The organism is Bifidobacterium crudilactis (assembly GCF_000738005.1).
In the GTDB taxonomy this organism is placed as follows: domain Bacteria; phylum Actinomycetota; class Actinomycetes; order Actinomycetales; family Bifidobacteriaceae; genus Bombiscardovia; species Bombiscardovia crudilactis.
The window spans coordinates 429,002-451,940 of record NZ_JHAL01000002.1 but is presented as its reverse complement, the minus strand read 5'-3'; the positions used below and the strand labels follow the sequence as shown (position 1 = coordinate 451,940).

Here is a 22,939-nt window from a genome sequence, read left to right as displayed (position 1 = left end):
CACCGAAAATCCCACGGAAGGAGCAGGTCAGGAAGGACCTGCCTCGAACCGGTGAGGCATGGAAAGGAACGGAACTATAGGCCCCGAGCAATACCGTTCATGATGACTTTGCCCGAAGCCATGCGAATCATCAGAATCACCACAGCACCCTCTTCATCACCACGATGCCCTCTTTCTTTCTTGGCCCTCTTGGCTCTCTTGTCTTCTTGAAAGGTGCAGCCGAGCATGCCCACCATCAGACCATTGTATTCGCCTGCGCATACTCATCCGTTGTGACGGCGGCGGTTATTTCACGGCCTGCCCGTTCACGTCCTCATGCATATGCTCAGCCATGTACTCACGCAATATCTCGGCATGATTGACCTTCGGGTCTTTGGCGGCGTACACCAAGGTCACTGTGGGATGCCGCGCAATGATGCCGGACAGCTCATCGACCGCGGGGTTGCCGTCCAATTCGGCGCAGTACCGATGAGCGAATTCACTCATGCGCTCGGCATCGTGCCCCCACCACTTGCGCAGTTCAGGGGTCGGGGCGATGGTTTTCATCCACTCGTCAAGGGCCGCGCGTTCCTTGGATACCCCGCGCGGCCAGAGCCTGTCCACCAGAACCCTGTACCCATCGGATTCCTGCGCCTGCTCATAGGCACGTTTGATGCGGACAGTCGACCTTACGCCGGAGACATCCGATGCCGTTTCCTGCGCCGTCGTTCCGAGGTCCGCCACATCTTCACCCGCCACATCTTCACCTGCCATGCCTGAGCCCACCTTCCGTATCTGCCGAACTTGTAGAAGCTGCCGAATCTGAAGCCTGTTCTGATGTTGCCATGCTAATCGCCTGTCTTACCCGACGCTATGGCCAAGGATTCCGGCGAAGGGCCATGAGCCGCGCCGTCATGCCGCGCCGAGGTCTTCGCGGCAGACCCGTCGTGTTTCGCGTCGGACTTTCCGTTATCGGCGGAATTTCCGGCGGGCAGCAGTTCACCGAGCAGCGCGGCCGCATACATCAGTACCTGCGCTATCAGGTTGAACCAGAGCAGCACGCCGATGATGGCTGCGAAGGGCGCCAGCAAAGGGTTGGAGGACGCTCCCGTTATCAGCCGCGCTCCGAGCATCTGAATGAACGACAGAGCCACGGCACCGACCAAAGAGGTGATTATCACGGGTTTCCTGGCGTCTATCTGAGACACCATTCTCAGCAGCACCAGAAACAGGAAGACGTTCAGCACGAAGGTCACGGCGAATCCTGCCAGGTCGACAAGGGCCGAAAATCCCCAGAAACCGCTGGATATGCCCAGGAGATTGAGAATCATCCGCATCGCACCACCCGAAATACCTGTGGCGACACCGGTCAGCACGAACAATATCGCCACCAGCAGCACGGCCAGAGCGTCCAGACCTTTGGATTTGACGGCATTGGCGTCATCGTCGTCCGTCTCCACCACCGTCTGCACGGCATTGCGCAGGGACCCCAGCCACGAAATAATCTTCCAGAAGAAGGTCACGAAGGTGATCACACCCGTTATGGTGAATGTCGTCGAAATGCCGTTGAGTGTGGATTGCGAGATGATGCCGTCACCCGAACCACCAATAAGCCCTGGCACGATGCGACCGAGCGCTTCGATAAGACCATCCCGGAAAGCGGTGTTATTGGAAAAGAACAGGCCGAAGGCGCTGAACAGGGTCCATACACCGGCGAAAAAGGCGAACAACAGTCCGAAAGCCAACCCACCGGCCAGAATAGAACCGTTGTGGTTGCCGTACCGCTCGAGCACACGCCCCGGCAACGAGCCCTTCCACCACGTGACGGCCCTATCAATCTTCTCTCGTATTGATCCCATAGCCACAACTCTAAGGCAGCAAGTTCCCCTTATCCTTGCTATGGGCGTATTTGCGTTAGTCTGGTCTCAAGCGCAAAGAGGTGGGGCACGATGCAGAACGACGATTACACCGCGACGATGACCGAACTGATCGAACTCATGCGCATCATCGGCAATGACACGCAGCTGTGCGAAGTCAAGGAAAGCAAGCGCAAGCTTTCTAGCAGCATCACAGACACGCTTTCCGCATTCTCCAACGGCTCCGGCGGATACATCATTCTCGGTCTCTCCGAAAAAGCCGGCTTCACGCCTGTCGAGGGCTTCAACGCTCGTTCGATGCAGGAGGCCTTGAGCCAGGCTTGCGAGAAGATGACGCCGGTGGTTCGTCCGATGATCATGACCTGCCCCTTTGAAGGCAGCAATCTGGTATTCGCGCAGATCGACGAGATGCTGCCACGTGACAAACCGTGCTTCGTCACGGCACTCGGCGCATACGGCGGGTCGTTCATACGCACAGGCGACGGTGACCGAAGAATGACCGGATATGAAGTCGAACGACTGATGGAGGAGCATGCACAGCCTTCATACGATGCCGAAATGGTCGCCGATGCGGGCATAGACGATTTGAATCCCGCACTGGTCCACGGCCTGCTTGAACGGCAGCGCGAGTCCCATCCGCATGTCTTCGCCGGTCACAGCGATGCCGAGATGCTGCGCGAGCTGAGGATTCTGGTACGGGACAGCACCGAATCCGAAGACGCTGAGGATATAGACCCTTCCTTCTCGCAACTGAGGCCGACCCTCGGTGCGCTGTTGGCATTGGGCCGATACCCCCAGCAGTTCTACCCCAGACTCAATGTGACCATCGCCGTGTTTCCCGGAACGAGCCGTGCGGACGTATTCGCCCAAGGTGGTCATCTGGTGACCGCGGAAAGCCTCACCGGTCCGATTCCTGTGATGATCGATGATGCCGTTGAGTCCCTGATGACGTGGACGGCCGGACCAGCGGATGATGACCCCAGCGGCTCGAGTGTGCGCCCACCGGATTACCCACGGTCGGTACTGCGTGAGGCCATCGCCAATGCCCTGATGCACCGGGATTATTCTCCGAATGCGCGGGGAACGCAAGTGCGTGTGAACGTGTTCACCAATCGCATCGAGGTCATCAATCCCGGTGGCCTATTCGGGACGGTGACGCACACCACGCTCGGCAATCCGGTAAGCCCATCTACCAGAAACCAGTTCCTGGTCGCGATGTTGGAGGCCACCCCTTACCCCGACGGTGGGTACGTGATCGACAACGGGGGCTCGGGATACCAACAGATTGCGGCGACTCTCAGAGCGCAGGGCATGGAGCCCGCAGACATCGATCACACCGTCGACAGCTTCACACTGACCATCAACCGCCGCAGGGCCTTCGACGATGTGGCGGACAGGAACTACGCCCAGCGCATCGTCGCACTGCTCGAGCGACGACCGTCGGCAAGCGTCAGAGACATCATGTTCGAATTGCGACTCTCGCCCATCGCCGTGGCCACCGGGCTGCGGGCGCTGCTGAACAAGGGTCTGGTGGAATCCGTCAACGAACAACCCCGTCCACAGAAGCAATATCGGCTGCTGCGTTGATTCCCTCTGCGATTGTGTAGGGATTTTCATCGAAAGCGCGAGTATGGTGTGCTGTGCTTCATTGAAATTTCGCCATTCTTTGCGATAATCACTCAAAGGATCAGCAGCAATCCCTACACAAACGGCATTCGTAGCTGTATTTCGGCACGAAGGAGAAGATATGGGCAAACGCATACACGTCGAACACGGGTTCGGGCCGGTGTGGGACACGGAATCCCGAGTGCTGCTGTTGGGTTCGATGCCCAGTCCCAAATCACGCGAAGCCGGGTTCTATTACATGCATCCGCGGAACCGCTTCTGGCCGGTTCTGGAAGCGGTATTCGCCGAATCCGAAAAACCGGACTTCACCGTAGGCTCATCCGCACTGGCCTCCGCCACCGCCGCCGAACGCGCCGACTTCGCTGTACGGCATCATCTGGCCCTGTGGGATGTGCTGGAGTCCTGCGACATTATCGGGGCCAGCGATTCGAGTATCCGCAACCCGGTACCCACTGACTTGAGCACGATACTCACTCATGCCCCCATCCGCCGTATCTTCACCACGGGAGGCACGGCAGCCGCATTGTTCCGCAGATACTCCGAGCCCGCACTGATTGCCGCAGGCATCGAAATCACGATGACGCGGCTCCCCTCGACCAGTCCGGCGAACGCCGCCATGCATCTGCCGGAACTCATCGAAAGCTACCACGTCATCGCCGAGGGCATCGAATAGGAACGATGGGACACGGGCCAGAAGAGCATCAGCTCCGACCGTGTGCCGCGATGCGAACGGCGATGTTGCCGATAATCTGCGTGATGAACACGATGATCAGGATCAGCACCATGGATACGAAGGTGACGTCGGTACGACCACGCTGATATCCCTGCTGCAAGGCCGTGGCACCAAGGCCGCCACCACCTACGATTCCCGCCATGGCAGTAAGACCGATGAGATTGATGACGGTGAAGCTTGCGGCTCTGATGAGCGACACCAGCCCCTCACGCAGATACACCCTGTAGATGATTCCCACATCGCTGGTTCCCATGGCCTTCGCGGCCTCGACGACACCCGGATCGACTTCAAGCAGGGCATTCTGCACCTGTCGGGCGAAGAAGGGGATGGTACCGACCACGATGGGCACGGTCACAGCCGTAGTACCGATGCTGGTACCGACGAGAAAACGGGTGAAAGGCATGATAATCGCCAGCAGGATGATGAAGGGTATGGAACGGCCGATATTGACGATCTGATCCAGCGTCCAATAGATGACCTTGTTGGGCCGCAGACCATGCTCCCCGGTGATGAGCAGCACGATACCGAGCAGCAAGCCGATCACACCCGCGATAACCATGGCCACCGCGGTCATGATGACGGTTTCTATCGTAGCCTGTACGAAATCGTCACCCATCTGACTCGCGTATGGCAGTAGATGTTCGATCATGATTCACGCTCCCCCGTATTCACTTGCTGCATGGAGATGCCCTCACCACGCAGAAATTCCTTGGCTTCCGCAATGCGATCCGTGCCGTCGAAGCTCACCAGCATCGTTCCCAACGGAGTGTTCTGCAGATACTCGACATTGCCGTACAGCACATTGGCCGTCAGTCCGAAACGTTTGTACAGCTCCACGATGACCGGTTCGGACGCCCGTTCGCCGGAGAACTTCAGTTCGTACACGTCCCGACCCTTCGCATATTCCATGATGGTCTGCTCGGCCTGCTCGATGTGAGTGGCGGTTCGTATGAAATCCGCCGTCAAGGTCTTTTGGGGATTGCTGAAAATCTCCGCCACGCCACCGCGTTCGATGATGCGTCCGCGGTCCATTACCGCAACGGTGTCGCAAATCTCCTTGACGACCTGCATCTCATGGGTGATGAGCACGATGGTGATGCCGAGGCGATGGTTGATCTCCTTGAGCAGTTTCAGCACCGCAAGCGTCGTTTTAGGGTCCAAGGCGCTTGTAGCCTCGTCGCACAGCAGTATCTTCGGGTCATTGGCCAGGGCTCGGGCGATGGCGACACGCTGCTTCTGCCCGCCGGACAGCTGGTGGGGATAGGAATCCTGTTTGCCCAGGATGCCCACCAGGTCAAGCAGATGCTCGATCTTCTTGCGACGTTCCTGCTTGCCCAATCCACTGCCCTTGAGTGCGAAGGCCACATTGTCGAACACCGTGCGCGATTCCATCAGGTTGAAGTGCTGGAAGATCATACCGATGTTCTTGCGAGCCTCGCGCAGCTTCCTGGTGGGCAGGCTCAGCAGATCCACACCATCGACCACCACGGAACCCTCATTGGGCCGCTGCAGCAGGTTGATGACTCTCACCAGGGTCGACTTGCCCGCTCCCGAAAACCCGACGATGCCATAGATCGAACCTTCCGGCACACTCAAAGAGACATGGTCTACGGCAACCACAGGCTGGCTCTTCTGTTCGAAGGACACCAGAATGTCTTGTAGCTCTATCACTTCCACCTCACTCACGTTGATTCGTGTCAAACCCCGGCACACCCCTCCGGGCCGGCACGATTCGGTATTCACCGTTACCAAGGTACCGGCAATGCTGCCAAAGGGGAGCCCGGCAACCGGACTCCCCTTGGACTACGCACCTGTGGTGCCCATCAATCACCAGGCAGGAATATCGTTCGTCTTCTTAATCAGTTCAGCCACCGCATCGGTCTGGTACGCCTTGACGATCTTCTTGAAGTCCGCCTTATCCTTGTCCTCTTTGCGAACAGCGATGACGTTCTTGTAGATGTCGTTCACCTTGTCAATGTGATCGGTATCGATATAGATGGCCGAATCCTTCGGCGTGGTGTGCAACTGGTCCGTAACGTAATTGGTATTGATCGTGGCGGCGGTCACATCCGGCAATGCCGCGGCAATCTGATCCGCCTGCAGCTCCTTGATGGTGATTTTCTTGACGTAGCTGTCAATATCCTTGGTGGTCGGAGAATCAGGAGCATCGGACTTGAGTTTGATTACGCCAATCGCGTCGAGCAACTGCAGCGCACGGCCTCCGTTGGTCACATCGTTGGGGATAGCGACGGTATCCCCGTCCTTGAGGTCGTTGTAGTCCTTGATCTTGTCCGAGTAGAGACCGAATGGCGAAATCAGCGTGTAGCCGATGGGCACCAGATCGGCGTTGTTCTCCTTGTTGAAGTTATTGAGATAGGCCACATGCTGGAAACTGTTCAAATCCAGACTGCCATCGACCAGAGCGGGGTTTTCCTCGGTGTAACCCGAGAACAGCTTCACATCTATGGTGATGCCTTCCTTCTTGACCTGGTCGCCGACGTACTCCCAGATTTCCTTCTGCTGGTCGCTCGCCACGCCCACCACATAGTCGTGTTTTTCGGCGGACGAACCGCTGCCGCCGCATGCCGCAAGGCTCAGTGCCGTGATAATCGCGAGCGCTCCGGCCAGTATCTTCTTCTTCATGGTCTCTCTCTTTCACAACCCACATTCCGCCGACATCCAGTACGGTCGAAATTTGATGAACGAATGCCATGCTAGTAAACCCTCGGGCAGAAGGACATGGCGCGCCTCACGGTAAAACTTATAGGCTCTCTTAAGTTGAATTGATAACGCCTGATTATCTGACGCGTCTCGTCATTACTCGAAACGGTCGTCCCCGCGATGCCGAGGGATAACGACCGGGGTCTTCCTTGCGGCCTCGACCGGCATGGGCGCGAGCTTGGCGTAGTTGCTCTTCACCGTACTGCAGGATGCTTTGAATCCTTCGCTTTCGGCGGCGCTGAGCTTCAGTTCGAAAATATCCCCTGCACCGTTCGCGTCTATCACGCAAGGGACGGAGATGTATAGCCCGGTCTCACCATATTCGCCATTGAGCTGCACTGAGGCGGAGAGCACCACGTGCTCGTCGTGCACGATCGCCCGGACGATGCGCGTGGCTGCATTGCCTATGGCATACTCGGTGCACTGTTTGCCGTGATAGGAGACATATCCTCCTTCGCGTGCCGTCGATTCAACCTCTGCGGCGTCGAGGTCGTAGGGTTTTCGGGACTTGAGAGTGCTGAGCAACGTTCCGGCGATGCTGATGGACGACCATGCGGCGATCTGGGTGTTGCCATGCTCTCCGATCATGTACGCCTGTATCGACTCGGGTGCGAGGCCGGTACGCAATGAAATCACGGTTCTGAGCCTTGCCGAGTCGAGAACCGTTCCCGTGCCCATCACATGACTTGCCGGGAGCCCTGAAAGCCTGTGAATCTCACGGGTCACCACATCGCAGGGGTTCGCGACGTTCACCCAGAATCCGGTGAAGCCCGCCTCCGCGATTCTGCCGACATATGAGCGCACGTCGTCGATGGCCTTGAACAATTCACCTGTTCTGCTGATTGCCGAAAGCGTCACCTGCCCGCTGGAATTCACGATGACATCGCATGCAGCAAGCCGCTCATAGTCTGCATGACAGTTGCGGACCACCACACGGTGCGGAGCGAACACCGTGGAATCATTGAGGTCCTGCACTTCGGCCGCGAGTTTGTCCTCGTTGGTGTCGCATAGAAGCAGTTCATCGGCGATACCTTGCAGAATCAGACTGTTGGCCACATGCGGTCCGACATGTCCGAGTCCGACGATGCCTACGGACACCGGTCGATGACCGGATACCGTATCCGTCAATGATGAAGTAACCATGGATATCTCCTTTGCTGAGGAATGTTTCGCTCAGTCCGTTCCCTGCATCCTTTGGGATGCGATTGCCATTGGGTGAATTGCACTGGGGTGAATTGCACTGGGTTGAATTGCACTGGGTGCATAGACCTTCACGCTCTTTCGAGGGTCACACGACTCCTAGGCCTGTTCCGAGCCAATCGACGCGAGCGCGGTGAAGGTCTCTCGCCCCGGGGACCGTTAATTCCTTGCTGCCTGTGCCTGTGCCGACGCCTGTGCCGTCCGGGCGAACTCGGGGTGATGGATGCCGAAGGCCAGCTCCGCCAGGTGCAGCTCTTGCGTTGCAAACTCGTGCAGGCGGCATTCATACCCGTGTTCACGACCTATCTTCGCGATGTATCCGTTGATGTAGTCGACTTCCGTCGGACGGCCTTTGGTGAGGTCCTGATACATCGACGGGTAGTGCAGCGGATGTGCGATTCCGGCGGTATGGCAGATGGTCTCCACCTCGGATTCCCGGGTACCCAACAGGGTCAACCCGGCCTGTTCCGCCGCGGTGTATGCTTCATCGACAAGCTGCTCGGTCATCCATCGCGCCCCCGGGTGCCGCATGAACTCGCCGAAACGAATCTGGTACATCGTGCACAATGTGTTCAACACCGAGTTGAAGACGATTTTCGCCATGCACATGCCCATGAAGTTATTGACGATGGTCGGATTCAACGTCGCCGCGGTGAAGTCACGGAAAATCTCCTGCTCCACCTCGGCAGAGTCCTTGTCGGAGTTCTCCTCGCGGTAGGCGCACATATTCATGGCTTTAGCATCGGCACCCCCGGTGAAATTCATGTCGCCGGGACCGTACACTTCGGCGCCGATCAATGCCGTTCCCCCGAAGATATGCGAGGGGTCCACGTATTGGGCAATCTTCTCGAAATGCCCGTACCCGTTCATTGCGGAGAACACGTATTGGTGGCTGCGGAAGAGTCCCGAGCAACGCTTAAGCACCTCGTCGAGCTGCATCTGCTTGAGGAAGATAATCCACACATCAGGGTCGCCGTCGTATTCCTCCGGGTAGTAGATATGGATAGGAACGAGATGGCGGTCCTGCTCGTCCTGGGATACATACACACCATGCTGAGCGCGTATCTGCTCCACGTTCTCCTGCCATGTGTCTATGAAATCCACATCCTTGCCTGCGAATTCCTGAAGCAGCACCCCGTATTGCACGCCCATGCCACCGGCACCTATAACCGCGTATTTCATTGCTTACCTTCCCGGATAGTTCCCCTCGCCGGTTGCGCATCGAGACTGCGGCGCGTCAACCACGACCCGTCACCCGCACTATTGCACACGAAAGTCGTTCCCTTGCACCGGACTTCTCACAGAGCAGCGCGGGGCAACGTCATTCGACCCGGCTTGGCATTCATCACCAGCATATTAGGGCCGGTTTACTACCATCCCAATTCGAAGCGATGTCACGACACGCCAGCAAACGGGCACCGCGTTCGTAGGACCCCGCCGATGTTCCGTCTCCCCGCGAGATCTCACCGTTCCCGTCGCGCCTACTGCGGGCTTGGGTTCCCGATTCGAAAGCTCCTACGGTGCCGGCCGGGTCGGGATTCCTGACCGCGCCACACGATTGAACGTGCCATAAGCAATCCATATAGCGACATTCCCGGCCCTGAGTCTCTTCGCAATGCGATACCTGCATCAACAGTGCAGCAGATTGAGCGAAAAATCGACGTTCAGCTGAACTGTTGATGCAGGTATCACCACGGCAGTCGGAGTGCGCCTCCTATCTGGACGCGGCCTGACCGGTGGCAAGCCCCGAATCGGTGGCGTCTTCCTTATCGCTTTTGAAGATGTCCACGAAGGCCTTCACCTTCTCGGAGATGTCGGCGCCCTCGAGATCATCCAGGAAGGCCTGCACTCGATTTTTGAATTTCATGCGCGATTCCGGGTCGATATTGAGCCCGTACACGATGTTCTGGCGAATGGTTTCAAAATCCGTATTGCCAAGCACGTTCAAGGTCTGCAAAGCGACATAGGATTTCAATTCCGGGTAGCGTTCGCGAATGTAGTCCTCGCGATCCTCGGCAGCCTGGAACCAATCGCTGGTGTTGGAGGCCGATATGATTCCCATGGCGGAGCCGCTGCGCAGCCGGTAATGGTAGAGGACATCGGGTATGCGCAGGATGCGCTTCGACTCGCCGATGATATTGCATATCCGTGCCATGTCCTCGATTTTCCGCCCAACCGGAAATGAGAAATTCTGATTGACGTATGTTGCACGAGGAGCCAGAAAAGCCCAGAAATAACCGTTTATCTCCGACTGGATCTGGAGCTTTATCGCTTCCTGGGGGGTGAGCAGCTTCGATTCGTCATAATCGTTGTGCTTGTATGACGATTCGAGCTGCGCTCCGGATTCCCCAATCGTATCGAACTGGAACATCACCAGGTCAGCTCCCGTGTTGTCCATCGCACTCAGACACCGTTCCACAAGATTCTCTTCAATCTCGTCATCCGGGTCCATAAAGTAGATGTACTCCCCCCGAGCTTCCTGCAAACCGGCGTTCCGAGCGGCGGACACCCCTCCGTTGGATTGGTGAATCACCTGCACACGGCCATCCTGCTCCGCCCAACGGTCGCATATTTTCGGGCAGTCGTCAGGTGATTCGTCATCCACCAGGATGAGCTCAATATGGCGGTAGGTCTGGGTAAGGGCGGACCGTATGCTCTTGTCGAGGAATTCCTCGACGTTGTATACGGGCACGATGATGCTGACCAAGGGTGTGGCCTCATCCTGGCCAATCACGCCCTTTGGTGCCTCACCCATCGGCAAGCCTTCCGCAAGCTCTTCACCTCGCTCGATGTGTTCGGCCGTTCCTTGTTCCGCTACGAGACTGGCGAGTGGACCACCTTGCGCTGCGCTCCGCCCGGCAGCAGCCTTCATCTCTTGCTTGTCCTCCACCGAATCGCTCCTGTCGTCCATTGTTCTGCTGACCTTGCCGTGCCAACCTGGCGCTGCATCAACGCCACTCTTTCGGCGCTACTCTAACAACACTGCTGTTTCAACACTGCATAATAATCCACCATGCGCGAGCGCCCTTACCTACGGCCTAAGCGACGACCATGTGCATAGCGCCGGTCCCCCGCCTTGTTCACTCGTCTTCTGCCGTTCCTGTCCGCACTGGTTCCAGGCATGCCCCGTCCTGCGGCATCACTGTGGTGAGCCGAATCCTGCACAATGGCGCCATCCGCGTCCGGACGATTCTCAGGAACTCGTGACCGCGCCTGGCCACGACCATCCTGGTCTGCCTGTCGAGGGAATGCCCGATGCTCCGCGGCATCCCGGAACCATTCCGAAACCTGCTGTTCACTGATGCCGAAGGAACGTTGCACACCCGACACGAAATGACGCCATGCCTGCTGTTTGTCCTCGGTATTCTGCGCGCGGCGTACCTCGTGGATGTAGCTGCGCAGCAGTGCCAGAAACTTTCTGCGGTCTTTTTCCGAAAGCTTCATGAAGCTGCTGACACCCGCCTCATCCAATTGCGAGATATCCGCCAGATTCTGCTGCTTCGACGCATTCGACATGAACGACCGCACCGGAATGATGATGAACAGCACCAAACCAGCCACCGGACTGAAATACGCCACACCGATGAATACGATAATCAGGATGATGCTGCTCAGATTCATTCTGCCGAAGATATAGGTGTACACACCCTTCATGCGTTCGGGGTCACTGTATTTGCCGGGCAGAATCGACCGGGCAATGAGAATCTCCAGCAAGGTGACCACAAGATATGCCACGCCGCACATCATGACCGTGGTCTGCGTGATATCCGAAATCATCAGTTTGGTAAAGGCGGGAATCAGGGATACCGCAAGCACCAGTATGAAATCGCGGATGATTATCCGGTGGGAGACCTCGTCGACCTCGTTGAAAATCAGAGCATGCTTGTACCAGCAATCCGCAACGAAGCAGAAGCTCACCACGTACACACCGATGTTCTGCGCCAGCTGCGAGTAGTCCAAAGTCCCGTCAACGACCTCAACGGGAACTTCGAGCACCATAATCGTCAGAATGATGGCAAACACCGCATCACTGAAAACGTCGAATCTTTCCTTGAACTTCTTCATATCTCCAGTATGGTACGACGCGCATACCGTGAGATTCGTATCCGGCCCGTCACACCACCATGGGTGAGCGATTCGTGTTCACCAGCAATAAATCAACAACACTAAGTTTTACGCTGAGAGAATCGAGGCCCCGGGCGATGTAGTGTGACTGACATTACTGTTTTCAAAGAGGAGGCCGTTATGACATTGTTGGACGACGCCGTAAAAACCGCGAACATAGCCGCTGAGAAACTCACGGATATAGCGGGAGACGCGACCGTAACGGTAATCGAGAAGCTCTCCGATGCAGCGACAAGCGTGGCGGAGAAACTGCAGGATGCCAAAAAGGCGACACGTGCGGCCAGAAACAGGAGAACTGCACGCGCGAAGACGCGTGCAACAACTCCGACACCGACGTCCCCATCGACATCCACATCCACAGCAGCCAAGTCTGCTTCATCAAAGTCTGCTTCATCAAAGTCCGCTACATCAAAGTCCGCCCCGTCAAAGTCTTCTTCGTCAAAGTCTTCAACATCGAAATCCTCCACATCGAAGTCCTCGGCATCGCGCGCCACCACAGGCAAGCCGAAATCCGGGGCAGCTGCCAAGACCACTGCTCGGCGCGGTTCCAAATCCTCTGCCTCCGGCACCACAAGGTCCAAAACCGCTTCACGCACGGCATCAACCCGCAGCAAAGCAACAAAGTCAGGCACGACAGCAGGCACCACCAAAGGCACCAAGTCTTCATCCACGCGCAAACCCGCCACCGCTCGGAAGCGGGCCTCATCCGCCAAAAGCTCATCCTCCACCTCCGGCACACGCTCCAAGCAATCTTCCCCAACCAAGACATCCACCGATGTGGCCGCCAAGAAGAACACCGGAACGACGAAGCAGACAAAGTCTAAAACCCAGGGCACAACCCGAGGAGCGAAACGCGGAACTTCGAATACAGGCACCTCCGACAGCAAGAACGCCACAGCATCCGATGCGAAGGGCGCACAGAACGGCGGAGCATCACACGATACGTCATCGGAGCAGTGACTCCATTCGTCTGCTTGTTCGATCAGACAGACGAATGGATTCTCGGGGTCTCCCCTTCGGACACTTGCCATCGACCGCTTGCCATTGACCCCGCCATCAGATGGCATCTGAGAGTGCAAAGACATATCACGACTGCTGCCCGGCTATACGACATCCACCGACAATCAACGGTTTTCAGATGAGCGCGGCGAAAACATCTGATTGGCTGCCTACCATCTCGATCTGGTATTCAAGCGCTAAACCTCACGGCTCCTATACGGTTTTCGACATATGAACGACCTTATTTTCGTTGGAAAATTCGGAATCTGCAGCGTTGGCAACTGCAGTAATCACCTTGAGAAAGCTCATTGTACGGATGACCGGGTGCGGGCCGACGTAGATGCCTGTAAAATCTAAGGTGTTTGCTTTTCAAACGAGGAGAGAGAGAACACATGTCACAACCACAGATGCCGGGTATGCCCTACGCGCCTGCCCCACAACCGCAAGTATTCGAACCCCCCATCGACCAACCTTGGTACGGCATCAACTTCGGCAAAGCCATCGAGCGCTTCTTCAAGAAATACGTCGTGTTCTCAGGACGCGCATCCAAAAGCGAGTTCTGGTGGGCCATGCTGTTTCTGATACTAGTGAATATGGCATTTTCACTTCTCAGCAACCTCACCAACAGCAACGGCTTCATCGGCTTTCTGTCGAGCGCATGGTCCATCGCCGTGTTGATTCCTACAATCTCCATAGGCGTGCGTCGTCTTCACGACACCAACAAGCCCGGTCTGTTGCTGCTGCTCCCCTACGGTTTGATCGTCGTGGGTATGATTATCGCCATTGTCGGAGGAATCGGAACGTTCTTCTTCGGTCTCGCTTCGGTCGGCGGCAACCGTTCCGCAGCGGCGGCAGCTGGAAGCGGCGTCATCGCCATCCTCTTCGCAGTCCTGCTCATCCTCGCGGGCTTCATCGTCTATGTCGTTCTGATGTGCATGTCCACTGACCCGGCAGGCGCACGCTTCGACCGTGCACAGGTACCTGCGATGAATCCCATGGCTCCGGCAGCGCCTATGAACGCGCAGCAGATGCAGCAGCAGTACCCGACGCAGCAGCCTTATGCCCAGGCAGAGCAGCAGCAGGCACAGCCTTACACGCCACAAACTAGCCAGCAGCCGGCCGAACAACAGCAGGCATACCCGCAGGCCCCATCGACCAACAACACCTACACATCGAACCCCGGCCAGCCATACGAAGCTCCCGCGCAATATCCCGATGCACCCGAGAGCCAACAAGGTCAATCGGGACAAGCAGCACAGCCGAATCAGCCCGAGCAGGGATTCAATCCACCATTTGAAGGACCGCGTCAATAATCGACCGGACTTCTGATTAGCAAGAAGCCGAGGTCTGCGGAACGCTAGATGTTCCGCAGACCTCGGCTTCTTCATATATGAACGACGGCTTTGGATCCCCGTTTCACCGGATGGCATGACCGACCGGCGCTGGCGGACGGCGACTATGCCACTACCCGCAGTCTGCCCTGAGGGTAAGCCCATAACCACTGATGAACGCGAACTATACTGTGCAGCATGTGCCAATACGATCCAGACTGCAAGGTGCCCGTGCACCCCTTCGGAGAGGTGTGCCCTCTTGCGGAACGCAGGAGGAAGAGGCGCGAGCATCTGGATTTGCTGGTCGTCGTTCTCGCAATCGTCGCGGCGGCTATTGTCGTGGCATCATCATTCCTCGGCTATCTGTAATGCCGTCGAGTCTATGACGTTCAAGCGCTCATGGTCCCGTTGAGTCGAGAGCAACATCCAGCCTAATGACATACCGAAATCAGCGCTCACCATGCAGCGCATTGCACGCTCAGGTGTACGTATAAGCGCATCCCAAATCGGTCGGGTCTATGAACGCTGGGAGGCTCTCACAGCAATGCTCAGCGCAACATCAAAAAAGTCATTGAGCGGCGCCACCCTCTGCTCTTTACGCTGCATCCACCCTTCCTGGTCGATGCAGTCCGCCGTATAAAAGAACTGATACAGGTCCACGGCTCTGAACTGGCTCCAGGCCATCAGGGCGCTTGCCTCCATATCGACAAAACGAGCCCCCTGCTGTGCCCGCCGCTTGGTTTTCTCTCTGGTTTCACGGAAGAAGGCGTCGGTAGTCCATGTCGTACCTTCCTCATAGGAAAGGCCGTTGTCTTCGAATACCTCTTCCATCAGTGCGATGCTGTGCTTCTGTGCCGAAATGACATCGGCGGCAGGCGCATAATGATAGCTCGTGCCCTCATCACGAAGAGCTGCTGTGGGGATTACCAGACGGTCAGGAGCTTGCTCGGTGTTAATCACGCCGCAAGGACCGAACACCACCACGCTTGTAACACCGAAATGGTGAAGTTCCTCGAAGGTTCCGACGACCGATGGCGCACCGAGCTGGGCCAATATCACGGCGAAAACGTGACCCTCATAGGCGAATGAGTATAGAGGTTCGCGTCCGTTGACCGAGAGTATGGCACCGATTTCGGTAAGCTGCCCGTTGGTCAGCATGCCGTCGAGAATGCTCTGGTCGAAAGGACAGATACAGGTTTCAGGCAATCCGTCTGCGGGAATGTCCGCATCCGAATGTCTAGGTTCGATAATCGCGCACCTGTCCGTATCAAATTGCTCCAGCAGCACCCCGTCCCCCCACTCTCAATAACCCGTATTCCACCTAGAGTTCTACGAAAAGCGCATCATGTCAACATCGGGTCTCGCAGAGACGGCATCATTTGCCGAGTATCGCAGATTCTTGTGCTGAGAATACCCGAGTGCGCACATTTTCACAGGACACAGCCCAACTGGGTGCACGAATTCTGACGGGCAAAGGTCCCTCACGGAGATAACTGCGCTAAAAGGACAGCAATTCGGTGATACTTCACCGGAAAAGCTGTCCTTTTAGTGCAGTTATCTCCGTTTAAGCCCCTGGACGGAACTGCTAGACCAGGTTCGCGTCGCGTTCCGCCCGCTTGGAGAGGACATAAGGGCGGACGGCGAACACGAGCATCAGGCCGCCGACGATAAGCAACACGAGAATACCGATGCCGCCCGTGTAGGGCAGGTTCGCCAGACTCCACGCCGGGTCGAGGACCGTGACTTGCCTGCCGTCCTTAGACACGTAGGCGAGGTTCGTGCCCGACGTGGCATACGTGACCTTCGTGACCTGTGTAGCATCGGCATTCCCCTCGGGACGGATGTCCACCGTGAAATCGGACACCTTGAAATAGCCCGACGGGGCCGTGGTCTCCTTGAAGGAGAGCTCACGAGCCTCAACACCCTGCAACGACAGCGTACCGTCAGTATGCGTGGTCACGGCCTGCGTGGCATCACCCTCACCGGACACCGCCAGACGGTACACACCATCAGCCACCTTCTCGAACCTCAACGGCTGCCCGTCACGACTCACCTCGAACTCCACGTCGCCAAGCTTCGTCGACCGGTCATCCTTATCCAGCTTCACCACGTCCAGCTTGAACGTGTAGGCGTTCGCCGTGGCACTCTTGGACTCCGTACCATCGCCGTTATCCGCCCAACCGGCAGTCACGCCATCCGTATAGGAGCGGGTCAGGGTCGCGGCATTCACATTCGGCTTCAACGACTCCCCCTCGACAGGGGCCGACACCACAGCCGACGCATTCAACACCGCCCTATAGCGGAGTCGCATCAACGAACCCACAGGCACCGAATCCTTGTTCCGCACACCAGAACCACTCGACTCCGCGAACAAGACCTTCAACCCGCCCACACTCAACGTGTCACCAGACACCGCAATCGACGAGGGCGGCAAAGTCTGCGGCTGGGTGGGCGAGAGCGCATCCACGAACACCTCAACCCCCGACCCATCAACAGGCAACGTCAACCCGGCCGCCGCCTCATCAGCCACATCGAACACATACGAGTCATACGCCACGCTCGTGAACGACGACAGGTCAGGCACCCGAAGCGCAACCTCAAACTCCACCTGACTACCCACATCGAAGCCATCCATACCCGCATCGTTCACTATCCGCTTCGCAATATCCGTCACCGTGGTCTTCAACGCCGCCTGGCCAAGGCGAGGCTTACCCTTCACCCCAGCATCCACGAAATCCACGAAACCACCATCATCACCGAGAGCCTCGTTGAACACCTTCGTACCCACGACAATCGGCAAAGAACCACCCTCGTTCTGCTTCGAATCCACAATCAGATACAAACCAGGACCAGACACCTTGAGCTTCTCAGGACCACCATCCAACTTCGGCAAACTCCCCGCAGCAGCACCCAACGCACCCGTATCCTTCGCCAACTCTTGGGCAAACAACTGCAACTGACCCGCAAACGGACTAAACGCCGAAGTCACATCATCACTCAACGGGTCAGTCGGATACCCAAGCCACTTCGACGCCACCCAACCAACAGGATTATCCTCATCCACATTCGACCCACCAGCAGACTCAGCACCGGTTTTCAACCTATCCTTTACAACGGCAGGAGTATCCAACCTCACCGACTTGAGCGCACCAGTCTGGTCAAACACCGTCTCCGCGTAATCACCAATCCTGTACGCCGTCAACGAGCCCGCCGTGGTACCGGTCAGCTCGATGCCGTAGGAGGGCGGAGACTTAGGGCAACTCACTTCATCGCCGGTCAGTGTGCACACCACTGGCTCACTCGCCTTATTCGACCAACCCTCCGAAGAGCTACCGCTATCCTGACCCCACACATACAGGTCATACGTTGTCAAATCACTCAAATCAGACGGTAACGCCACCGACCCGCCAGTAGCCGCATCGGTCACACCAGAAGCCCTCACCTTCTCCGACTCGCCTTTCTCTACCAGCTTCCACCCCACCGCATCCTGCGCGGAACCCAGATTCGATGTAGCTTGCAAGTCCAATACACGCGAACCTACACCACCAGTCACCAAAGCCGACCACGAGGTCATCTGCGTACCCGACTCCACAAACGTCAACCGCAACGAATCCGGATGTTGAGGTAATGCAACATCCGGAGCGGTCAACACCTGGGACTGATTCGCGGCATTTGCAGACAGCAGCAGCGAATCGAGCCGCAAACGGAACGCCGGACGCAGCCCGTTAGTAGTGGGGTATGCGGTGCTGGTTCCCGTATCCCCAGCGTTGCCCAGTAATGTAACCTGTGCACCAGTATCCCAGTTGGCAGAACGAAACCAGCTTCCAGAGGCACCGTTGGCGCATGTCTTCGAGGGACAAGCAACTCTGTCACCTGTCCCAGGGGTCTGGGTGACACCTGGGACACCGAAGTATTTCTTCACGTCGCCAATCGCCAATGCAAACACCGAATACTCGTACGTCGAAGTGCCCTCCTGCGGACCCCACCAATTGATGACGGAGCATAGTTCGGCGGAACATACACCTTCCAGCTGCCCCTTGCGCAACAAGGTCCGCTCAAAGATAGAATAGTTACGCTCTGCCACTGATTCAGACGCCAAAGCAAGGTTTGATTTAAACCCGGTTTCCGGATTTTCAAAAGAATGACCCACATTATATTCATTGAAGGTGAAACCTGCGGTCACCACATCATCAGACCACAGCAATACCTCATCTGCAGCAACACTAGTCGTATACGACCAAGTATAACGATATGCTTGGTTAACCATGGCGTGCTCACTGGCCACTTCACCTTTCGCCAGCATCTTATATCCACCGGACACCTCAGCGTTACCGTACGTCTGAGAACTGTCCGTCCTTCCAAACACAATTCGCCGTGCCCTAGGCCACTCATTATGAGGAGAGGCCAGCGGCGTCGCTCCATCCAACATCGCGCTGAAATACCCATCTGGTCCGTAATCATGTGCATCTGCAGAAGCCTTATGCACCGGCATCAACGTATTCGCACCGACCATCAACGCGAACATCGCAAAGATGAGGCCTGCAAGGCCGAAAAGCCCGCGCCAAGTGGAAAAACGGCCATCGTCACGCACTTCGCGGGTACCCGTTTCGTTCAAGTCCAGCTCACTATGCTCCGAATGACGACGACAAGCAACAACACCACGCAACCGACCCATAAGAGCACCACCCACCGAAGCGAAAACAGCACCCCCCCCCCSGCGACCGGCATCAATCAGACGAAACGCCCTGAATCAGCGGGAAAGACATGCAATGAACATGATGGTCAACATATTACAGTATGTATGTATTTAATCTGGCAGAGGATGTCATTCGAGAGTTCGCGTCGTGGAACATTCCTGCCATATTCCGAACGTCCGCCGCCTGCGCATTGGGGCGGCGCCTTGCCATTTCAGGGGGTTGCCAACGGCGGAATGCGAGGAATACCTATAGGCTGACTGTTATGTGCGGACGTTTTGCGAATGATATTCCCGTTGACGAATTGGTCGAATACTATTCGGCAGTCGTCAACGGCGAGCTCCCCGACCCATCATGGAACATCGCACCCGCAAGTCGCATCACCACCGTGCTGGACGGCAGGGACGGACTGCGGCACATTGCCCCGGCTCAGTGGAACCTGATTCCAACCTGGTCGAAGACACCGCAACTCACCTATCCGACGCACAATGCCCGAATAGAAAGCATCCTCGACAAAAAGACCTTCTCCCGCTCCGCAGAAACCCAACGCTGCATCATTCCGGCAAGCGGATATTACGAGTGGGACGCGAAGAAACATCCTCACTACTTCACCAATCCGGATGCCGTACCGCTCTCGATTGCGGGACTATTCACATGGTGGCGAGCAGACGAGCGCCAAACGTGGGCATTGACCGCAACCATCCTTACTCGCGAATCTACCGGAGCAGCCGCAGCCGTGCATCATAGGATGCCGGTGCTTGTGGCAACGGAGATGATTCAGCCTTGGCTCGACCGTGACACCAAGGCCCAGGACATCATTCCATTGGTATCCGCAAAGGGAGCCGCGGCATCAGCACGCCTATCGTCCTGGCAGGTCAAAGCTCTCAAGGGTGACGGCAAAAAGCTGACAGTGCCGGACGACTCGCAGAACCAACTCCTGCTGTCGCCGGAAAACGATGATTAGCGAGTCTCCCGCTCGGAACACCCCTCAGCCATGTGGCGGAGGCACACCATCATCCATCTCTTACAAATCCATGCGCATGACGATTTCACCGTCATCTATGACTCCGGTTGCCTTGAAGCCTACCTTCCTGTACACATGCTCGGCCAAGTCGTTGCCGGGAACATACGAGAGTTGCAGCGCATCGTATTCCTTCGACTCTCGGGCGTTCGCAATCATGGTTTCCATAATCCTCGTGCCATAGCCCTTATTGACGTGTTCCTCCGGAATCAGGATTCTCCATATATCCAGGACCCTGGTTCCCTGTTCTTCGCTGGTCATGACGAATGCGACGAGTTGCTCACCGACATAGACCGCGAAAGGTCTGATAATCTGCTCATCTCGATACAGCCACGCTTCTGCCAGAGAAAGCACTACAGGAGCCACATAGTCTTCCGACTCGGGGCGTTTGAGTTCAAGAACCTGTGAGAAGTTCGTATGGTCGATGGGCGCGAATCTCAAAGCATCATCCGGCTGGTGTTGTGTCATGGAATGAAGCCTAGCATCCAGCCGCAGACCGCTTGCAAACCATTCGCACGGACATTCAGGAAGATATGTGCAACCCCCCTACCCCACCAGTGAACCCGGGAGGGGATGCCATGTTGCTACGCTGAAATCATGAGCGTACTTGACCATGCCCGTCGGATAGCGATTCTGGGATACAGCGGGTCAGGCAAGTCAACTCTGGCAACTCACTTGGCGTCATCCCGCTCACTGCCATCTATTCATCTGGACCAGGTTCACTGGCTTCCGGGCTGGGTCGAACGCGACAGTCAAAAGGCCGCAAGCATCGTCAACGATTTCCTCACCCTGCATGACACGTGGGTCATCGAGGGCAACTATCCGGGCATGGCATTCGAGCGGCGTTTGGAAGACGCCGACGCCATCGTGATTCTCGATATGAATCGTTTGACATGCCTGTGCAGGGCGATACGCAGATGGCTGGCATACCGTAACACCAGCAGACCGGATATGACCGAGGGTTGCCCCGAAAAACTAGATGCCGAATTCCTGATCTGGCTGATGTGGAAAGGTCGCTCACGTGAACGCGCACAACGATACAGAGCGATTTCCAAGCAGTATCGGGATAAATGCGTCATTTACTCCAAGGATGCCGAATTCAGGCGTGCGCTCAACTGCGCGTTCTAGCGGACTCTGTCAGCCCCGCGAATGGAAAATGCGGGCAACCCCCTGGTGCTGTGTGTGGAGATGCTGTTTCAGAACAGCTGGCATCCGACGAAACGCCCTCCACGATGCAGTCTTTGCGAGAGCCAATACGAAACGTCGTGCCGCTGTCATGCATGCCAAAAGCTCGTCATGGGTGAGGGCGGCTCATGGCACGGGACGAGACGCGCAACGGTAAGACCGGCATTCTTGAACCGTTCGTAATTTCAATCAACATTCTTGCTATATCATTCAATCGGCACTGTCGCCGGGAGAACAATGGGGAAAACATGAAAAAAGCAAGCACGATACTGCTATGCGCTGTTTTGGCACTTGGTTTATCAGGATGCAGTTCGAATCTCGCAACACAAGATACCGCAAGCGAAGACGCTGCATCGCAATCGGCGGCAGCGGCATCGTCATCCGCTGCGGCATCGAAGTCTGCCGAAGCAAAGAAAAAAGCGGATGAGGACGCCGCAAAACTTGCCGACGCGAAAACCACCTTGACGAGCAAAGTCCAGGAAGCGCAGGCATTGCTTGATTCGTCGAGCAATAGCGTCGCAGACCCTCAGACGCGCGCAGCTCTGACCGATGCCATCAACACCGCGAACGACATCGACTCCGATAATCCCCAAAGCTATACGGATGCGCTCACTCCATTGCAACAGAACATGGACACCGTCAACGCAAGTGTCGAACAGAAGAAACAGGACGATGCGGCCGCAGCCGCCAAGCAGGCGGAAGCGGATGCCGCCGCCAAAAGAGCCGAAGAGCAGAAAGCCTCGGAAGATGCGGCCGCAGCGCAGAACGCTCAGAACCAGCAGCAGAGCACATACTATGCCAATTGTGCAGCGGTTCGTGCGGCAGGAAAGGCCCCCATTTACCGCGGAGAACCCGGATACAGCGCCAAGCTCGACAGAGACGGCGATGGGATAGGCTGCGAATAACGGTCAGGCATTTCTCAGACCCAAACGCATGCATAGCAACCAGATGGAAGCCGCAGCACGATAAGCTGTTCCAATGCCTTTCACTGCCTTTGAAAACTACGCGTCATGCTCCGGACTCACTGTCGCAGTGACGGCGGAAGACCAGAACAGCGACTATGAATCCGGCTTGGCACGGATTCAGGATGAACTGTGGCACATTCGTACGGCCAGAAACACGCCGACTAAGCCTGGTGCCTTCGTGGCTTTCTGGCGCAGGTGCGCCGATGGCACCACGGCACCGTTCACCAGTGCTGACCCCAGCTCGGGATTGCTGGTGTTCGTCCACCATGAGGGTAGACGCGGGGTGTTCCGCTTCACCAAAACGCATCTTGACCAATTGGGAATCACTGCCGGCACCCACAGCGGAAAGCGCGGATTTCGCGTCTACCCGAGTTGGTGCACAGGATTGAACGCTTCCGCTACCAAGACCCAGCGCGAACAAGCTCAGGCATTCCAGATATTTGCCTGAGCTCCGGGCAGTACGTCATATATCGGCTTGTCCAA

Annotated in this window: 22 protein-coding genes; 8 read left to right on the top strand and 14 right to left on the bottom strand. The window is 56.6% G+C overall.

All coding sequences use genetic code 11. The annotated features are described in order from the left end of the window. Nucleotides 1-74 precede the first annotated feature (74 nt). From DB51_RS10175 to DB51_RS04155, 3 genes are all read right to left on the bottom strand, one after another. Nucleotides 75-236 carry a hypothetical protein gene (locus DB51_RS10175; RefSeq protein ID WP_156958220.1) on the bottom strand — a complete coding sequence of 54 codons (162 nt, stop codon included), beginning with the start codon at nt 234-236 and terminating at the stop codon, nt 75-77. 49 nt (nt 237-285) lie between these two features. Further along, nucleotides 286-654: a DUF488 domain-containing protein gene (locus DB51_RS04160; protein WP_034253716.1), complete on the bottom strand. Its 369-nt coding sequence runs from the start codon at nt 652-654 to the stop codon at nt 286-288. Between the two features lie 173 nt (nt 655-827). After that, entirely contained in the window at nt 828-1,838 is a 1,011-nt protein-coding gene (locus tag DB51_RS04155) for a YihY/virulence factor BrkB family protein (protein WP_051867265.1), read from the bottom strand. Nucleotides 1,839-1,928: 90 nt separating this feature from the next. Between DB51_RS04155 and DB51_RS04150 the strand changes: the two genes are divergently transcribed. After that, nucleotides 1,929-3,443, top strand: a complete 1,515-nt coding sequence (locus DB51_RS04150) for an ATP-binding protein (protein ID WP_034252069.1) — start codon at nt 1,929-1,931, stop codon at nt 3,441-3,443. A 160-nt stretch (nt 3,444-3,603) separates the two neighbouring features. Then, a complete protein-coding gene (locus DB51_RS04145) occupies nt 3,604-4,155 on the top strand; it encodes a DNA-deoxyinosine glycosylase (protein ID WP_034252066.1) in 552 nt (183 codons plus the stop codon). Nucleotides 4,156-4,183: 28 nt separating this feature from the next. Here DB51_RS04145 and DB51_RS04140 read toward each other — a convergent pair whose 3' ends face one another. The 8 genes from DB51_RS04140 to DB51_RS09735 form a co-directional block, all read right to left on the bottom strand. After that, nucleotides 4,184-4,864 (bottom strand): methionine ABC transporter permease, encoded by a 681-nt coding sequence (locus DB51_RS04140; RefSeq protein ID WP_034252063.1) that lies wholly within the window; start codon nt 4,862-4,864, stop codon nt 4,184-4,186. Continuing rightward, on the bottom strand, nt 4,861-5,886 hold the full coding sequence (locus DB51_RS04135) for a methionine ABC transporter ATP-binding protein (protein ID WP_034253710.1): 1,026 nt from the start codon (nt 5,884-5,886) through the stop codon (nt 4,861-4,863). The genes DB51_RS04140 and DB51_RS04135 overlap by 4 nt, the downstream gene beginning before the upstream one ends. Nucleotides 5,887-6,042: 156 nt before the next feature. Next, nucleotides 6,043-6,858, bottom strand: coding sequence for a MetQ/NlpA family ABC transporter substrate-binding protein (locus DB51_RS04130; protein WP_034252060.1), 816 nt, complete (start codon nt 6,856-6,858; stop codon nt 6,043-6,045). A gap of 174 nt (nt 6,859-7,032) precedes the next feature. Then, nucleotides 7,033-8,079, bottom strand: coding sequence for a lactate/malate family dehydrogenase (locus tag DB51_RS04125; protein WP_084674546.1), 1,047 nt, complete (start codon nt 8,077-8,079; stop codon nt 7,033-7,035). Nucleotides 8,080-8,295: 216 nt separating this feature from the next. Beyond that, nucleotides 8,296-9,318 carry a ketopantoate reductase family protein gene (locus DB51_RS04120; protein WP_034252058.1) on the bottom strand — a complete coding sequence of 341 codons (1,023 nt, stop codon included), beginning with the start codon at nt 9,316-9,318 and terminating at the stop codon, nt 8,296-8,298. 532 nt (nt 9,319-9,850) lie between these two features. After that, a complete protein-coding gene (locus DB51_RS04115) occupies nt 9,851-11,026 on the bottom strand; it encodes a glycosyltransferase family 2 protein (RefSeq protein WP_238548302.1) in 1,176 nt (391 codons plus the stop codon). A gap of 137 nt (nt 11,027-11,163) precedes the next feature. Then, entirely contained in the window at nt 11,164-12,201 is a 1,038-nt protein-coding gene (locus DB51_RS04110) for a TMEM175 family protein (protein WP_051867263.1), read from the bottom strand. Between the two features lie 101 nt (nt 12,202-12,302). Then, nucleotides 12,303-13,328, bottom strand: a complete 1,026-nt coding sequence (locus tag DB51_RS09735; protein WP_162174620.1) for a hypothetical protein — start codon at nt 13,326-13,328, stop codon at nt 12,303-12,305. 324 nt (nt 13,329-13,652) lie between these two features. On the opposite strand from DB51_RS09735, the gene DB51_RS04100 reads away from it, so the two are divergent. Continuing rightward, nucleotides 13,653-14,573 (top strand): DUF805 domain-containing protein, encoded by a 921-nt coding sequence (locus DB51_RS04100; RefSeq protein ID WP_084674545.1) that lies wholly within the window; start codon nt 13,653-13,655, stop codon nt 14,571-14,573. Between the two features lie 216 nt (nt 14,574-14,789). Next, the gene (locus DB51_RS10170; protein ID WP_156958218.1) at nt 14,790-14,960 is read left to right on the top strand and encodes a hypothetical protein; all 171 of its coding nucleotides are present in this window, start codon (nt 14,790-14,792) and stop codon (nt 14,958-14,960) included. 147 nt (nt 14,961-15,107) lie between these two features. Here DB51_RS10170 and DB51_RS04095 read toward each other — a convergent pair whose 3' ends face one another. Together DB51_RS04095 and DB51_RS04090 are read right to left on the bottom strand one after the other, a co-directional pair. Next, on the bottom strand, nt 15,108-15,878 hold the full coding sequence (locus DB51_RS04095; RefSeq protein WP_034252053.1) for a nucleoside phosphorylase: 771 nt from the start codon (nt 15,876-15,878) through the stop codon (nt 15,108-15,110). A gap of 298 nt (nt 15,879-16,176) precedes the next feature. Continuing rightward, a complete protein-coding gene (locus DB51_RS04090) occupies nt 16,177-18,675 on the bottom strand; it encodes a SpaA isopeptide-forming pilin-related protein (RefSeq protein WP_156958217.1) in 2,499 nt (832 codons plus the stop codon). 875 nt (nt 18,676-19,550) lie between these two features. Between DB51_RS04090 and DB51_RS04085 the strand changes: the two genes are divergently transcribed. Further along, complete coding sequence (locus tag DB51_RS04085) at nt 19,551-20,249, top strand: SOS response-associated peptidase (RefSeq protein ID WP_034252048.1); 699 nt, start codon at nt 19,551-19,553, stop codon at nt 20,247-20,249. A 60-nt stretch (nt 20,250-20,309) separates the two neighbouring features. Here the strand turns inward: DB51_RS04085 and DB51_RS04080 are convergent, their stop codons facing one another. Beyond that, nucleotides 20,310-20,774 (bottom strand): GNAT family N-acetyltransferase, encoded by a 465-nt coding sequence (locus DB51_RS04080; protein ID WP_034252045.1) that lies wholly within the window; start codon nt 20,772-20,774, stop codon nt 20,310-20,312. Nucleotides 20,775-20,903: 129 nt separating this feature from the next. On the opposite strand from DB51_RS04080, the gene DB51_RS04075 reads away from it, so the two are divergent. The 3 genes from DB51_RS04075 (at nt 20,904) to DB51_RS04065 (ending at nt 22,904) form a co-directional block, all read left to right on the top strand. Next, nucleotides 20,904-21,434: a P-loop NTPase family protein gene (locus tag DB51_RS04075; protein WP_034252043.1), complete on the top strand. Its 531-nt coding sequence runs from the start codon at nt 20,904-20,906 to the stop codon at nt 21,432-21,434. Between the two features lie 305 nt (nt 21,435-21,739). Further along, a complete protein-coding gene (locus DB51_RS10420; protein WP_034252040.1) occupies nt 21,740-22,396 on the top strand; it encodes an excalibur calcium-binding domain-containing protein in 657 nt (218 codons plus the stop codon). A gap of 127 nt (nt 22,397-22,523) precedes the next feature. After that, nucleotides 22,524-22,904 carry a MepB family protein gene (locus DB51_RS04065; RefSeq protein WP_202961992.1) on the top strand — a complete coding sequence of 127 codons (381 nt, stop codon included), beginning with the start codon at nt 22,524-22,526 and terminating at the stop codon, nt 22,902-22,904. The last annotated feature ends 35 nt before the right edge of the window (nt 22,905-22,939 follow it).